We start from the raw sequence: 14,731 nt of genomic DNA, 5'->3' as shown, positions 1-14,731 counted from the left end.
TCTTGAAAGGATTGACCCGTACATTTCTCGCCGGCCTCGCCGCCATCCTGCCCATCGTCGTCACCCTCGCCCTGGTGCTCTGGCTGAGCAACACCCTGGAGCAGGGGCTCGGCACCCTACTCAAGGCCATTTTGCCGGATGTGCTCTACTTCCCCGGCATGGGCCTGCTCACGGGCATCGCCCTGATCTTCGCCCTGGGCGTGCTGCTCCGGGTGTACCTGGTTCAGGGGATCTTTCGCTGGGTGGAGGGGTGGATGGAGCGCATCCCCGTGGTGAAGACCATCCACGGCGTGGTGCGCGACGTCACCCGGCTCTTTTCCGGTGACATTCACGAACGCTTCGGTGAAGCCGTGATGGTCACCCTGCCCGGCATGGACGCCCGTCTGGTGGGGTTCGTCACCCGCAGTGACTTCGAGGGCCTGCCGGACACCCTGGGCAAGCAGGGCACCATCGCGGTGTATCTGCCCATGAGCTATCAGATTGGCGGCTACACGCTGATGCTGCCCCGCGATCGGGTGGAGCCGCTGGATCTGTCCCTGGAGGACGCCATGCGTTACACCCTGACGGCGGGCGTGTCGGCGCGGCGCGACGAGTGACCGGCAGCCCGGCCGTCTGCAAGGCCATGCGGGCGGACCCTCGGTCCGCCCGCGAGCATCGCGACCACCAGGCTATCGCAGGTTGCCCTGCCCCCATTGTTCCATCACGCGCAGCAGGGATACCCCGAACCCTTCAGCCAGGCGCGAGAACAGATCCTGCTTACGGGTGAAATCGACGATATTGGGCTCGCCAATCACCTCGCGGGCCACGTAGCCGGCACTGCCCAGGCCATCCACCAGACCCATTTCCAGGCTCTGTTCCCCGGTCCAGACCAGACCGGTGAAGAGATCGGGATCATTGCCCAGGCGATCCCCACGGCCGGCCTTGACCGTTTCCACGAACTGGGCATGAATGCCGTCCAGCATGGCCTGCAGGTGAGCCTTCTCCTCCTCGTTCACCGGCAGGAAGGGATCCATCAGGCCCTTGTTGCCACCAGCGGTGAGCAGACGTCGCTCGATGCCCAGACGTTCGATGGCCTCATCAAAGCCGAAACTGTCCAGGCGAACACCGATGGAACCCACGATACTGGCCTTGTCGGCATAGATGTAATCAGCGGCGGCGGCAATGTAGTAGCCACCCGAGGCTCCCACGTCGGCAATGACGGCATAGACAGGGATGTCCGGGTGTTCCTCCCGAAGATGACCGATGGCGTCATTGATGTAGCCAGCCTGCACCGGACTGCCCCCGGGGCTGTTGATGCGGATGATCACCGCCTGGGTACGACTGTTCTCGAAGGCCGCCTTGAGGGAACTCACCACCAGGTCGGCACTGGCGGCGCTGCCCTCGCTGATGATCCCCTGCACGTCCACCAGGGCCGTGTGACTGGCCTTGCGCTCGGCATCCCGCGCGGACATGCCGTCCATGAACATGAACAGCAGAAAGAAAAGGTAGAGAAAGCCCAGGGTCTTGAAAAAGATGCCCCAGCGCCGGGTGGCACGTCGCTCCTTGATGCCTGCCAGGGCAATCTCCCGCAGGGCCTCCCGCTCCCAGTTTTCGGGAGCCGGATCCGTTTTGCGCTGGCTGGCGGTTTCGTTTTCTTCACTCATATGGGTTCCTTGCTCAGTGGTTGATCTAGCGCCCGGCCCTCCCGCAACCACGCCGGCAACTGGCCCACCCCGTTCAGCACGGCCCTGGGCTGATGCAGCCACAGTTCCCGGGCATCATGCACGCCCGAGGTCACCCCCAGTCCGTGCGTGCGTGCATTGACCGCCATGAGCAGATCCAGATTGCTGTCGCCGATCATCAAGGCATCGGAGGGCGCCACGCCCAGTTCATCCATGAGGGATTCCAGCATCTGGGGATGGGGTTTGGAGAAGCTCTCGTCGGCGCAGCGGGTGGCCAGAAACCGTTTTTCCAGACGGGTATCCTTCAACACCCGGTCAAGCCCCACCCGGGACTTGCCGGTCGCGATGGCCAGCCAGTAACCCTGCTCCGCCAGGTCGTCCAGCAGGTCGGTCACGCCAGGGAAGAGTGGCGCGGGAGTATTGTCCGTGTGGAGAAAGCGCTCCCGATAAGCGGCCGTGAAGTCCCGGATCAGCGCATCATCCGCCTGTGGGTACAGGTCGACGATGGCCTCGCGCATGCCCAGGCCAATGACATGACGCAATTCATCCGGTGGCCGCGTCTCCAGTTTCAGGGCAGAGATGGAACCTTGAAGGCAGGCGATGATGCGCCCGATGGAATCCATGAGGGTTCCATCCCAGTCGAAGATGAGCAATTGATAGGGATTGGCCATGATGATGTCGGTTTGTCGTCGATAAAGCCAAAATCAGCGGGGTTCCAGCCTCTCCAGAACCCTCTCCAGGGCGGGATCCAGCGGCGCCAACACGTTGTATGCACGACCCTGGGTAGGCAGCATGAACTGCAAGGAGGCGGCATGAAGAAACTGTCTCTTGAGGCCCAGACGCTTCATCCGCCGATTGAATTCGAAATCACCGTAATGCCGATCACCCGCCACGGGATGCCCTTCGTGAGCAGCATGGACCCGGATCTGGTGGGTGCGGCCCGTGCCGATCTGCACATCCATGAGCGTGGCCTCGGCAAACACCTGACGCGGCGTGAAGAAGCTATCCGCATCCTGCCCCTCCTCATCCACCTGCACCAGGCGCACCTCGCCACGACGATCCGTGCGCGACAGGCTCTGGGCAACGCGGCGGGGTCCGCCCTGCCAGCGACCCGCCACCAGGGCGCAGTAGACCTTATCGACCCTGCCATCGCGCAACAGTTCATGAAAGGCCAGCAGGGCTGGACGATTGCGTGCCAGCACCAGGCAACCGCTGGTCTCCCGATCCAGGCGATGGGCCAGTTCCAGGAAACCCGATTCGGGCCTGAGCCGCCGCAAGCCCTCGATGACGCCCACCGGCACGCCACTGCCTCCATGCACCGGCAGGCCCGCTGGCTTGTTCAGAATGAGCAGGTCATCGTCTTCCAGCAACACGGCGTCGGCGAGGGTTCGCGCCAGGCCTTCGGGCAGTGGCAGTTCCTCCAGTTTTTTCTCACCGCGAGTCACCGGCGGGATGCGCACCACATCGCCCACACAGAGGCGTTGATCCGGTTTGCAGCGACCCTTGTTGACCCGCACCTCCCCCTTGCGCAGCAAACGATAGATGCGGCTGCGGGGCACGCCCTTCAATCGACGCATGAGAAAGTTGTCCACGCGCTGGCCGTCCTCGTCCCGGGTAACCTGGACATGGGCAACCCGCGAGGCGGGGCTTTGAGGTGTTTCTGGCATGCGCGGATAATAACAGGTCATTCAAAGGTTTGATGCTCTTTTGCAACATTGGTACTATACCGTGTCGCGCTGGGTTGACTCGGCATGATACGGGATCGGCCCGGCAGTGCCTGCTGCCCACCCGAATCGCCCCACCCCGCGACTCAACAGAACACCACCGGGAGACGCCTGCCAACGGCAAGTCACGTTTCCCCTCAACGGACAATCGCTCACGAAACGCCAACTCAATTTGATGATTCTGAGCGGATTTTTGGACAACTTTGCCCCCACGCCCCGGCGCGATTCCCGCGCGGGCGTTGTGTTCCCATGGTTGTGCGCGTGGGCGCTGCTGTTCAGCGCCGTGCGACCACCCCATGCGGCACCGCCGACGCCGGGTCACCGCCCGGGCGTAGCTGGGCCACGCACTCGAGACACACTTCATGAAACGAATTCTTGTCAATGCCACGCAGCCCGAAGAGCTGCGTGTGGCCATGGTGGACGGCCAGAAACTCTTCGATCTGGACATCGAACTCCCTTCCCGGGAACAGAAAAAGGCCAACGTCTACAAGGGGGTCATCACCCGGGTTGAACCCAGTCTTGAGGCCGCCTTCATCAATTACGGCGCCGATCGCCATGGGTTCCTGCCCTTCAAGGAGATTGCCCGCAGCTACCTCCCTCAAGGTGAAGATGGCGATGCCTCGCCCAAGACCGGCCTCAAGGAGGGCATGGAGCTCATCGTTCAGGTGGAGAAGGAGGAGCGCGGCACCAAGGGTGCGGCCCTGACCACCTTCGTCAGTCTGGCCGGACGCTACCTGGTCCTGATGCCCAACAACCCCCGCGCCGGGGGCGTCTCCCGCCGAATTGAAGGCGAGGAGCGCAGCGAGATCCGAGAATCCCTGGCGCAACTGGAGGTCCCCCAGGGCATGGGCCTCATTGCCCGCACGGCCGGGGTGGGTCGCAGCGTCGAGGAACTCCAGTGGGACCTGGAATACCTCAAGACCCTCTGGACCTCCATCGATGAGGCCGCCCAGAGCAACAAGGGCCCCTTCCTGATCTACCAGGAGAGCAATGTCATCATCCGCACCCTGCGGGATCACATGCGCAACGACATCGCCGAGATCGTCATCGACGATCCCAAGGTGTACACCCAGGCCCAGGACTTCATGCAGCAGGTGATGCCCAATAACCTGCGCAAGCTCAAGCTCTACGAGGACCATGTCCCGCTGTTCAACCGCTATCAGATCGAGAGCCAGATCGAAGCGGCCTTCCAGCGCGATGTCACCCTGCCCTCCGGCGGTGCAATCGTCATCGATCACACGGAAGCATTGATCTCCATCGACGTGAACTCCGCCCGGGCCACCAAGGGTAGCGACATCGAAGAAACCGCCCTGAACACCAACCTGGAGGCCGCCGAGGAGATCGCTCGGCAACTGCGCCTGCGGGATCTGGGCGGCCTGATCGTCATCGACTTCATCGACATGGCCCCCAACAAGAACCAGCGGGAAGTGGAAAACCGGCTGCGTTCAGCCCTGGAAATGGATCGCGCTCGTGTGCAGGTGGGGCGGATTTCCCGCTTCGGCCTGCTGGAGATGTCCCGCCAGCGCCTGCGCCCCTCCCTGGGCGAGTCCAGTCAGAACGTCTGCCCCCGCTGCAACGGCCACGGCCATATCCGCAGCGTGGAATCCCTCTCCCTCTCGGTGCTGCGACTGGTGGAGGAAGAGGCCATGAAGGAAAAGACCAGCCGGGTACTTGCGCACCTGCCCGTGGATGTAGCCACGTTCCTGCTCAATGAAAAGCGCCAGGTGATCTCCACCATCGAATCCCGCTATCACGTGGACATCACCCTCGTTCCCAGCCCCAACCTCCTTACGCCCCATTTCACCGTACGCCGCATGCGTGACGACGAATCCGCCGACGAGATCGGCGACAAGAGCAGTTATCAACTTCTCACGGAGGAGGAGCCGGAACTGGTCAACCAGCCACGGGCGGCGCGTCTGGAAAAGGCCCTGGTACAGACGATCTCGCCCTCCACACCAGCTCCGACCGCAGCGCCGGCACAGGCCGAGGCGGCACCCGAGCAGAAAAAACCCGTCTCTCCCGTGTCCCTCCCTGGCCTTTTCAACCGCATCTGGACCAGCCTCTTCTCCAATGGCGGGCAAAGACCCGAGTCCCGCAGCGTCGATGGCGACAGCGGCACCTCCCGCCCTTCCCAGCGTACTGCGTCATCCGGGCAAGGTACCCGCAGTGGGGGCGCTCAGCGGCCCGCGCGCACCCGCAACGTGGCCCCCGGCGGCCCACAGCGCCGCGAGCGTTCGCAAGCGGATAAGGACAAGGAAGGCGGCAACGGTAACCGCGGTAATCGCACACGCCGCGGCGGTGGTCGCACGCGCCGAGGTGGACGCGACGGCAACGAGAACCCGAGCGAGGACAAGAACCAGAGCCGCAACACTCAGCCCAATGTTGCAGAGGAAACAACTCAGCCCAAGCCCGCGGAAACCGGCAAGAGCTCTCAGGCGAGCGCCACCAAGGGCGGTCAGGAAGGCCAGAAGGAAGACACCCGGAGTCGCGATAAAGAAGCCGACACCCCCAAGGTGCAACCCGAGACTCGCAGCAACGAGGTGGACGAGGCACAGGCTGAGGCATCAACAGGCGAGGCCACTCAGCCGCAAGGCAACGATCAGCCGCAGGAGCAGGAAGGGTCCAGCGGGGGCGGCCGCAGTGGTAGTGGTCGTAGCCGGGGTCGTCGCGGAGGGCGTCGCCGTCGTCGGAGCAGCGCCGGTAACACCGAGGGCCGTCAGGACGATAACGATCGCAACTCGCAAGCTGAAGGCGAATCCGACGAAGCGTCATCCGGCGTGGAACGGCCCCCCAGGAAAAGGGGCTCCGACAAGCGCGAGCGCACCGAAGAGCCACAGGACAAGCCAGCTGCAAACAAGGCCCAGGCAAAGACGCCAGACGAGGCCCCAGTGAATGACCAGGCTCAACAGGCCCCTGCCCCTGCCAAGGCCAAAACGGGCGCCGAGGATACACAGGAGGTGGCGAAGCTGACCCATGAGGAGTCCGTACCCCACTCCCGCTCATTGCAAAAGCGGGATGAAGACACGAGCTCCAGGCGCAAGGCCGATACCGCCGACACCTCCCCCTCGACGTCCAGCGGGGGTGACTCTGAAGAAAAGCCGGAAACCGCCAGCCCTGAGGGGCAGGAAAAGAGCGGGCCGTCCAGGCGTACCCGCGGTGGCCGGAAAAGTTCGGGACGCAGCGACCGCAATGAGGAAAGCCAGGGTTCTGGCGGCGGTGAGCGCCGGGTGTCGCGGGAGGAGATGGAAAAGCTCCAGGCCGTGGCCAAGCAGGCCACCTCCAGCCCGGATGAATCACGGGAACAGTCCGATCAGCCCTCCACCGAGGGCGCGCCGGACTCACAGAAGTCAGGTCAGTAAGACCGTGCGGGGATGGGTCTTGACGGCCCATCCCACCTGCACCGACAGATCCCCGACCTCAGAAACCATGCTCGCGGCGTATCTGTTCAAGCAGACCCCGCGACGCATCCTCCACCATATCCAGCACGCGTTCAAAGCCGTTGGTGCCCCCATAGTAGGGATCGGGCACCTCCTTCTCCGACCAGGCCCGCGCGTGTTCCATCATCAGTCCCAATTGGCCCATCGGGGTCGATTTCATCAGGGCACGAATGTTGGCGAGATTCTCACGGTCCATGGCCAGCACGTAGTGAAAACGCTGCAGATCTCCCGGTTCCAACCGTCGGGCCCGTTGTCCACTCAGATCAATCCCACGGTTCATGGCCGCCTTGCGCGCCCGATCATCCGGTGGTTTCCCCACGTGATAGGCATGGGTGCCGGCCGAGTCCACGTGAATCCGATCCGTCAATCCCTGTTCTGCCAACAGATGCTCGAACACCCCCTGAGCCGTCGGTGAGCGGCAGATATTGCCCAGGCACACGAACAGCACACCCACCCTGGAGCTGCTGCCACCCTGTTCGGATTCTGACTGCAATACGCGTTGAAACCATCTCATAGGTCGATCTTCTTTGCCGATTAATCTTCAGTGAATGCCGGGATGAAACCATCCTGTGTCAAGCCATCTCCGGCCACGGGGTGTTGACTTCATCGCCCCGGACATGAGACCAAGTCCCCACCACCGGGGACATATCACCTGCCTTTCATTGACCACGTTCCCATCCCGGGATTCTATACCAGACCAGATCCATCCGATTCAATGATCGATATCCCCACCAACCTGACAAGAGTGCAGCTTGCCGACTCCGGCGCCGTGAGCCAGCGCCCCCTACAGGCAGGACAGGTGCTTCAGGCCCGTGTGATAGGGCAGGCCGCCACGGCGGGTCAACCGGTGCAACTGAGGCTGGGCGGGCAGACGGTTGAGGCGCGCCTGCCCGTCCATGTGCAGACCGGCGATAGCCTGCGTCTGCAGGTGGCCAGCGTCAAGCCCCGGCTGGAGCTCACCCTGATGCGTGAAGCCCCCCGGGGGGCGAACCCGGGCATGAACAGCACGCTTCCTCCCCTGCTCCGCCAGTGGGCCCCCCAACAGGGCAGCCAGGCCCCGCTCATGGCCTCGCTGCAACAACTCAACCAGACAGGCAGCCCAGCCGCCCAACAGCTCCCAGCGGCGGTAAGACAGGCGCTGGAGGCCCTTTGGCAGGCCATCCCCAACCGGGAAAGCGCCATGACCGGCGAAGGCCTCAGGCAGGTCATGCGTGACTCGGGCCTGTTCCTCGAGGCACGCCTGGCCGGTGCTGCCGCCACGCGCGCGGACCCCCGGGGCATCATCCATCAGGATCTCAAGGCCCGCTTGCTATCCCTTGCAGAGCAAATACGTTCCACTCCTGCGCCGCGCTCGGAAGGACGAACCGCCTTGGGAAGCACGCCTCCCCCACTGAGGGACAGCGCCCCCGTGGCCCAGGCTCGCGCCGCGCCGGCACAACTGGCCAACCTGACGCGTGAACCACTGCTGGATACGCTGCGCCAGCAGGTGGAGCGCTCGCTGGCCCGCATGGTCATGCATCAGTTATCCAGTGCCGACAGCCCGGACGAGGCCACTCCCCGATGGCTGATGGAACTGGCCTTGCGCAATGGTCAGAACACGGATCTGGTACACCTGCGGCTGGATCGTGACGCTCGGCAGAACCACAAGGACAACGAGCGTTCCTGGCGTGCCGACCTGGCCCTGCATCTCCCTGAACTCGGCCCGCTCACCATCCGCGTCGTGGTGCGCGGGAACCACGTCAGCACCCAGTTCTGGACGGATTCCGACACATCCCGGGCGACCATCCAGGAGGCCCTGCCCCAACTGCGTGTAAACCTGGAGTCACGGGATCTGCAGGTCCTGAACATCACTTGCCGTGAAGGAGAACCTCCCGAGAACCCACCCTCGCCTGCGGCCTCTTCGGCGCGTGGCCCCATCGTGGACGGCCACGCATGAGCGGCAAGCATTCCAGGCCCGACTCACGCCAGGCCATTGCCCTGAAATACACCGGCAAGGGAGCACCGCGGCTGACCGCCAAGGGGGGCGGGGATATTGCCCGGCAGATCCTGGAACTGGCCGGGGAACATGGGGTACCCGTCCATGAAGACGCTGCCCTGACTTCGGCACTGGCCCAGATCCCTTTGGGGGATGAGATCCCGGAAAACCTTTACGTGGCGGTGGCGGAGGTGCTGGCCTTCGTCTACATGCTCAGCGGCCGCCGTCCCGGCGACGCTCGGCCCGGGCAGGCGTCGGACAAGGAGGAGGGTGTTGTGGACGTCACGCCGATACGGGACCGACAATCTCAGGAAGGCGACTGATCCCGGTGCATGGCCAGCAAGAGTTCAGCCTCGCCCAACGACAGACCACACTGATCCACCAGCGCTTCGCGCCCGGCCCCCTGTCGCACCAGCCTCAGGGCATGCTGATAGGCACCCTCATCCGGCACCCTCAGCAACAGCTCTTCCTGCTGTTCAGCCAGCCGCGCGATCTGACGCTCGATCCGCGTACGATATTCCTCGGCATGCTGATCCTCCACATGCAGTGCGCTCAGGGCACCGCGCAGGGCACCCAAAGCGCGTTCCTGGCTCTGCAGCCGGAATTCCATTTCCTTCATGCTACGGGACTGTCGGGCGCACACCCACATGCTGGCCGCAGAGAGGGCCAGGGCGAATAACAGTAATAGCGCGCCGCCAATGGCAATTGTCAGGGTCATGCGTACTCGTCGATGTGATCGGGATCCTGATCCTTGGGCGGTCGGGGCGTGCCCCGAGCCTTGTCCTTGTCCTTGATGCCCTTATCCTTGTCGTGGTGCTTCTCCTTGGCATCATCCGCGTCGTTTCCAGGCTCCTTCCTCTCGGGCCGGCGTCTGGGGTTACGCCGGTAGTCATCGCCCTCCTCCGGGACGGGGCGACCCGGAATGGTGGGGTGGATCGGGGAAATCGGAGTTTCAGCCGCCATGATGACCTTCCCCTTTGAAGAAACGGCCCAACAGGGCCATTGTGACCTTCAGATTCACATGCTGGCAGGTACCCGGTTAAAGACTGGCCACCTCTGCCCACTCGTCGTCGGTGAGCAGTTTGTTCAGATCCACCACAATAGTCAATTCACCCTCGCGGCTTGCCACACCCTGGATGTATTTTGAACTCTCATCGTTGCCCACGTTGGGGGCCGGGTCCACATCCTTTTCAGCCAACTCAATCACCTCCGCCACACTGTCCACCAGGATGCCGATCACTTGCCCGGTCACCTCGATGATCACCACCCTGGAAGAATCATCCGATTCCTTGTCCATCAACCCCATGCGCCGCCGGGCATCGATCACTGTGACCACATTGCCGCGCAGATTGATGATTCCCAGCACATAGTGCGGTGCCCCAGGCACCGGGGCAATCTCGGCAACCCGCAGCACCTCCTGCACCTGCATGACGTTGATGGCATAGGTTTCCTCCGCCAGCCGGAACGTGACGTACTGAGTGGCATGGGTCGCGGAGGCAGATTGGGATTCTTTGGCCATGAGAGAGTGGAACCTCGGTCGGTTTTTACGTTACCTGCAGCCACCGACTCCGGGTTGGAGCCCATCAAAGCGGCAGCCTGTCAGATCATTTTGAATGCGTTGAGTGCTCAACCCCAGTTGCCGTCTTCCAGGGAAGACGCCAGATAGTCCACATCCAGGATGGCACACAGATGCTGGATCATCGTGCCAGCCAACCAGGGCCTCTTGCCCTGGGACGAGCGCCATCGTACCTGCTCCGCGGTGACGGTCAGGGTTTCTTCAACCCTGTCGCAGGCCAGCCCCCAGCGGGCGTCATCGATGAGGATGAGATTGCGTGGCGGCGAACGCTCAGGTATCCGGTCCCGGGGCATCACCAACTGGGTGATATCCACCACCTTCACCTTGCGTCCATGGCGATTCACCAGCCCCATGAACAATGGGCTGTGGCCCGGCATGGGCGTGATCTTCTCGGGCATCTCCATGATGCCGTTGAGTTTGATCAGAGGAACCGAAAGCGGCAGTCCAGCCAGCCGGAACAGCAGACACTGAAAGGCACCCTGGGCCCAGTCGGGCGGCATCGCTTGCCGCGGTGCCAGCGTGGCAGCGGGAACCGGTGGCGCCACCTGAGGCACCGACACCAGTTTCGGCTGAGTCACCAACCGCGGACCTGGCGCCACCTTCGCGGCGATGGGCTCGGGCTCTGCCTCGTCAAGGGCGACCTCCTGAAGCAGACCATCCAGGTAGGCGGTCAGGGCCTGTTGTTCTTCAACGATCAGGGTTTTCTGTGGACGATCCTTCATGACACCGCCTTCTGCTGGCAATGGCTGGCTGAATTGAGCAACCAGTCCAGCAGGCGTGCGTAGGCCTGACTACCCCGTGCCTCGGGCATCATCACGGGCAGGGGTTCGCCGGCCACGCTGGCTTCACGAAACTTGGTGTCCACGGTGATCACGCCCGGCCACAGGCAGTCGCGATATTGATCACGCAATTCCCAGAGGGCCTGAGTGGAGGCCCGCGTGCGACGATCGAACAAGGTGGGCACCACCAGGTACTCCAGTGGTTGCTTGCGGGATTTCTGTACCATCTTCAGCGTATGCAGCATGCGGTCGAGACCGCGGATGGCAAGAAATTCCGTCTGCACCGGAATCAGCAACCGATCACAGGCCGCCAGGGCATTCACCATCAACACACCCAGCATCGGCGGGCAATCCAGCAACACGAAATCGAAGCGGTCCTGCATGCTGGCAATGGCGCGCTTGATGACCAGCCCCATGCCCTCGCGGGTGCCCAGTTGCCGGTCCAGGGTGGCCTGGGCGGTGGATGCCGGCATCACATACAGGTGTTCATAGCGGGTCTGGCGTACCGCAGCGAAGGCATCCAGGGGCTTGCGCTCGGCGGATCGCTGGTAAAGGCTGTAGACGCCCCCGGTGGCGCCCTCGGGATCGTAGCCAAAATAGGCCGTGAGGGAGCCATGGGGATCCAGATCCACCAGCAGTGTATCGTGGCCCCGCAGTGCCAGCAGCCCACCCAGGGTGACAGTGGTGGTGGTCTTGCCCACCCCACCCTTTTGATTGGCCACAGCCCAGGTCACGGTGCTCATCACAATCCCCCCGGGCCAACGCGTTGGCGATCCAGCAGCATCTCCATATCCTCCCGAAGCATCTCGGGGGGATCCCCATCCTCGGCGCGGGGGCGCTTCCCGGCCAGGATGACGATATTCACCCGCCGATTATCCCGCCGCCCTTCCGGCGTGTCGTTGCTGGCGATGGGCCGGTACTCACCAAAACCGATGGCGGCCATCTGATCCGGATCCAGGCCATTGCGGGCGAGCAGATTCACCACCGTGGCCGCCCGCCCTGAGGAGAGCTCCCAGTTGGAGGGGTATACGGGACTGCTGATGGGGATGTTATCGGTATGCCCTTCCACATGAACACGCACCGGGAAACGGCTGAGGATCTCCGCCAGAGTCTCCAGCACCGGCACGGCCTCGGTCGCCAGATTGGCACTCCCACTGGCAAACAGGATGCTGGTGTTGATCTGAACCTCGATCCAGAGGCGATCCCGCCCCACATCGATCATTCCGGCTTCGATCAAGGGGCGCATGGCCTCACTGATCTCGTCTGCCATGAAATTGATCCCGGCCACGGCCTCGGCAAGGCCCTCCACATCCACATCCGCCAGCATGGATTCCAGGCTGCGGGTCATTTCCGGCATTTCGATGGGCGCAGTCAGCGGCGGCGTTTCGAGGATGGCGGGGCGCGGGGCGCGGGTGGGCTCCCCCACCTGAATCGGGTCCACAGCCCGCGGGGGGGTGCCAAAGGCGTTCACCAGAGATTCCGATAACACCCGATATTTACCCTCGTTCACCGAGGAAATGGCATACATCACCACAAAAAACGCCAGCAACAGCACGAGCAGGTCCGCATAGGGAATCGCCCATGCCTCGTGATTTACGTGATCCTCATGTTTTTTGCGGCGTTTGGCCATAGTGTCAATATCGGCATAAAGGCAATTTTTTCAAGGCCCTATCGCTGCAAATAACCTTGCAGTTTGGTCTCGATGTTACGGGGATTCTCTCCCTCGGCGATGGAGATGATGCCCTCCACGATCATTTCCCGATGGGCACTCTGATTCTGAATCGTGGTCTTGAGCTTGTTGCTCATGGGAAGAAAGAAAAGATTGGCCGAGGCAATACCATAGATTGTAGCAACGAAGGCCGCGGCGATACCGGCACCGAGCCGGCTTGGGTCCGCCAGGTTCTGCATCACCGCCATCAGACCCATCACCGCACCCACAATTCCCATGGTGGGCGCATAGATCCCCATGCTCTCGAACACCTTGGCGGCCTGAGTGTCGAAGTCCTCCTTGGTGCCCATCTCCACTTCGAGAATGGTGCGGATATTGTCGGGCTCGGTACCATCCACCAGCAGTTGCAGCCCCTTTTTCGAAAATACATCCGTCTCTTCCTCAGCCAGGGATTCCAGCCCCAGAAGCCCTTCCTTGCGCGCCACCTGGCTCCAGCTGACGATCTTCTCGATGGTGGCCTCCGGCTCGAGTCGCGGCTGAACAAATACCCAGGGCAGGATACGGAAGGCACGCATGAATACTGCGGGACGGGTTTGCACCAGGGCCGCCGCAATCGTGCCCAGGATCACGATGACGAATGCCGCGCCGTTCCACAGCGCCGCAAGACCACTGCCCTTGGCAATGGTGCCGCCGAACACCGCCACCAACGCCAGCATCACACCAATGAGACTGAGGATATCCATGATATCAGCAGGCCTCCGCCAACAACTTGCCGATCTGGGGCAAGGGCAATATCCGATCCGCCAACCCGGCCTCGGCAATGGCTGCGGGCATGCCGTAGACCACACAGGTGGCCTCGTCCTGTGCCCAGACCGTGGAACCACATCGCTTGAGCAACCGGGCACCCTCACGACCATCCGCCCCCATACCGGTCATCACGATGACCAGGGCATCACCACGGAAGCAGGCGGCGGCGGAGTTGAAAGTGACATCCACGCAAGGTCGATAATGCTGATCAACAGCGCTCTCGGTGATACGCACCCGCGACTGCCCGCCGCGACACTCCACCTGCATCTGTCGTCCCCCGGGAGCCAGCAGGGCAAGGCCAGGCTGCAACGCGTCACCGTCCTCGGCCTCCTTGACGCGGATACTGCACAGCTGATCCAGGCGCTGTGCAAAGGCCGGCGTGAAACTGGCGGGCATGTGCTGAACCAGCAACAAGGGGAGTGGGAAATGGGCCGGCAGGGCGGCAAGAACCTTCTGCAAGGCCAGGGGCCCGCCCGTTGATGTACCAATCAACACCACCTTGAAATCCCGCAGAACCGGGGGCGCCCGGTCGCCGCTTCCCCGAGACGCACGAGGCGCGGTTGCCACGGAGGGCTGAGCGATCGATCGTCCTGTGGCCGGAGGGGCTGACTTGGGGGCGGGCGCCGTGGCGCGTGAGCCGTTGTCGCGTCCTGACCTGACGGCTGCGCGGCGACCGATGGTGCGCACCCGGCGACACAGCACATCACGGGCTTCCTGCTGATCCCGGGCGATATCCTCGAAACGCTTGGGCAGAAAATCGACGGCACCCGCTTCCAGTGCATCCAGGGTGGCCTTGGCCCCCTCGAAGGTGAGTGATGAGAACATGAGAATGGCCGTGGGCTGACGCGCCATGATGCGGCGCACCGCCGTGATCCCGTCCATCACGGGCATCTCGATGTCCATGGTCACCACATCGGGCTTGAGCGCAATGACCTGATCAATGGCTTCCTGGCCATTGCTGGCCGTACCCACCACCTCAAGGGAGGGGTCCGCATTCAGGATATCCACGATGCGACGCCGGAAGAACCCGGAATCATCCACCACCAGAACGCGAACCGCCATTCACCGCCTCCGTTATCCATGAGCCCATCCAACGGGCCACG

At 62.9% G+C, this 14,731-nt stretch carries 16 protein-coding genes; 4 read left to right on the top strand and 12 right to left on the bottom strand.

The window, feature by feature from the left end:
* The first annotated feature begins 2 nt into the window (after positions 1-2).
* A complete protein-coding gene (locus tag LPW30_RS09920) occupies positions 3-596 on the top strand; it encodes a DUF502 domain-containing protein (protein WP_025281251.1) in 594 nt (197 codons plus the stop codon).
* A gap of 72 nt (positions 597-668) precedes the next feature.
* Here the strand turns inward: LPW30_RS09920 and LPW30_RS09915 are convergent, their stop codons facing one another.
* From LPW30_RS09915 to LPW30_RS09905, 3 genes are read right to left on the bottom strand one after another with little or no spacing between them, the layout of a single operon-like run.
* Positions 669-1,643 carry a S49 family peptidase gene (locus LPW30_RS09915; RefSeq protein ID WP_025281250.1) on the bottom strand — a complete coding sequence of 325 codons (975 nt, stop codon included), beginning with the start codon at positions 1,641-1,643 and terminating at the stop codon, positions 669-671.
* Positions 1,640-2,332 (bottom strand): HAD-IA family hydrolase, encoded by a 693-nt coding sequence (locus LPW30_RS09910; RefSeq protein ID WP_239680759.1) that lies wholly within the window; start codon positions 2,330-2,332, stop codon positions 1,640-1,642. Before LPW30_RS09910 ends, LPW30_RS09915 begins: the two co-directional genes overlap by 4 nt.
* Before the next feature lie 33 nt (positions 2,333-2,365).
* Positions 2,366-3,328 (bottom strand): RluA family pseudouridine synthase, encoded by a 963-nt coding sequence (locus tag LPW30_RS09905; RefSeq protein ID WP_026623763.1) that lies wholly within the window; start codon positions 3,326-3,328, stop codon positions 2,366-2,368.
* Between the two features lie 419 nt (positions 3,329-3,747).
* On the opposite strand from LPW30_RS09905, the gene LPW30_RS09900 reads away from it, so the two are divergent.
* A complete protein-coding gene (locus LPW30_RS09900; protein WP_239680758.1) occupies positions 3,748-6,744 on the top strand; it encodes an Rne/Rng family ribonuclease in 2,997 nt (998 codons plus the stop codon).
* Between the two features lie 58 nt (positions 6,745-6,802).
* On the opposite strand, the gene LPW30_RS09895 is transcribed toward LPW30_RS09900, so the two are convergent.
* Complete coding sequence (locus tag LPW30_RS09895; protein WP_051582645.1) at positions 6,803-7,336, bottom strand: low molecular weight protein-tyrosine-phosphatase; 534 nt, start codon at positions 7,334-7,336, stop codon at positions 6,803-6,805.
* Between the two features lie 201 nt (positions 7,337-7,537).
* Between LPW30_RS09895 and fliK the strand changes: the two genes are divergently transcribed.
* Both fliK and LPW30_RS09885 read left to right on the top strand, forming a co-directional pair.
* Complete coding sequence (fliK, locus tag LPW30_RS09890; RefSeq protein WP_239680757.1) at positions 7,538-8,758, top strand: flagellar hook-length control protein FliK; 1,221 nt, start codon at positions 7,538-7,540, stop codon at positions 8,756-8,758.
* Positions 8,755-9,120, top strand: coding sequence for an EscU/YscU/HrcU family type III secretion system export apparatus switch protein (locus LPW30_RS09885; protein WP_238624964.1), 366 nt, complete (start codon positions 8,755-8,757; stop codon positions 9,118-9,120). The genes fliK and LPW30_RS09885 overlap by 4 nt, the downstream gene beginning before the upstream one ends.
* On the opposite strand, the gene LPW30_RS09880 is transcribed toward LPW30_RS09885, so the two are convergent.
* The 8 genes from LPW30_RS09880 to LPW30_RS09845 all read right to left on the bottom strand — a co-directional run bounded on the left by LPW30_RS09880 (position 9,105) and on the right by LPW30_RS09845 (position 14,690).
* On the bottom strand, positions 9,105-9,515 hold the full coding sequence (locus tag LPW30_RS09880; protein ID WP_025281244.1) for a DUF2802 domain-containing protein: 411 nt from the start codon (positions 9,513-9,515) through the stop codon (positions 9,105-9,107). The genes LPW30_RS09885 and LPW30_RS09880 overlap by 16 nt on opposite strands.
* Positions 9,512-9,760, bottom strand: coding sequence for a hypothetical protein (locus LPW30_RS09875; protein WP_239680756.1), 249 nt, complete (start codon positions 9,758-9,760; stop codon positions 9,512-9,514). The genes LPW30_RS09880 and LPW30_RS09875 overlap by 4 nt, the downstream gene beginning before the upstream one ends.
* A gap of 76 nt (positions 9,761-9,836) precedes the next feature.
* Positions 9,837-10,316, bottom strand: a complete 480-nt coding sequence (locus tag LPW30_RS09870) for a chemotaxis protein CheW (protein WP_025281242.1) — start codon at positions 10,314-10,316, stop codon at positions 9,837-9,839.
* Positions 10,317-10,423: 107 nt separating this feature from the next.
* Complete coding sequence (locus LPW30_RS09865) at positions 10,424-11,095, bottom strand: chemotaxis protein CheW (protein ID WP_239680755.1); 672 nt, start codon at positions 11,093-11,095, stop codon at positions 10,424-10,426.
* On the bottom strand, positions 11,092-11,895 hold the full coding sequence (locus LPW30_RS09860) for a ParA family protein (protein WP_035369593.1): 804 nt from the start codon (positions 11,893-11,895) through the stop codon (positions 11,092-11,094). The genes LPW30_RS09865 and LPW30_RS09860 overlap by 4 nt, the downstream gene beginning before the upstream one ends.
* The gene (gene motD, locus LPW30_RS09855) at positions 11,895-12,782 is read right to left on the bottom strand and encodes a flagellar motor protein MotD (RefSeq protein ID WP_026623760.1); all 888 of its coding nucleotides are present in this window, start codon (positions 12,780-12,782) and stop codon (positions 11,895-11,897) included. Before motD ends, LPW30_RS09860 begins: the two co-directional genes overlap by 1 nt.
* A gap of 38 nt (positions 12,783-12,820) precedes the next feature.
* Positions 12,821-13,564 carry a flagellar motor protein gene (locus LPW30_RS09850; RefSeq protein WP_025281240.1) on the bottom strand — a complete coding sequence of 248 codons (744 nt, stop codon included), beginning with the start codon at positions 13,562-13,564 and terminating at the stop codon, positions 12,821-12,823.
* Positions 13,565-13,568: 4 nt separating this feature from the next.
* Positions 13,569-14,690, bottom strand: coding sequence for a protein-glutamate methylesterase/protein-glutamine glutaminase (locus tag LPW30_RS09845; protein ID WP_026623759.1), 1,122 nt, complete (start codon positions 14,688-14,690; stop codon positions 13,569-13,571).
* Positions 14,691-14,731 lie beyond the last annotated feature (41 nt).

Origin of the sequence: Ectothiorhodospira variabilis (assembly GCF_022227625.1) — a bacterium.
Taxonomy (GTDB): domain Bacteria; phylum Pseudomonadota; class Gammaproteobacteria; order Ectothiorhodospirales; family Ectothiorhodospiraceae; genus Ectothiorhodospira; species Ectothiorhodospira haloalkaliphila.
This window is presented reverse-complemented; position numbering and strand designations above follow the sequence as displayed.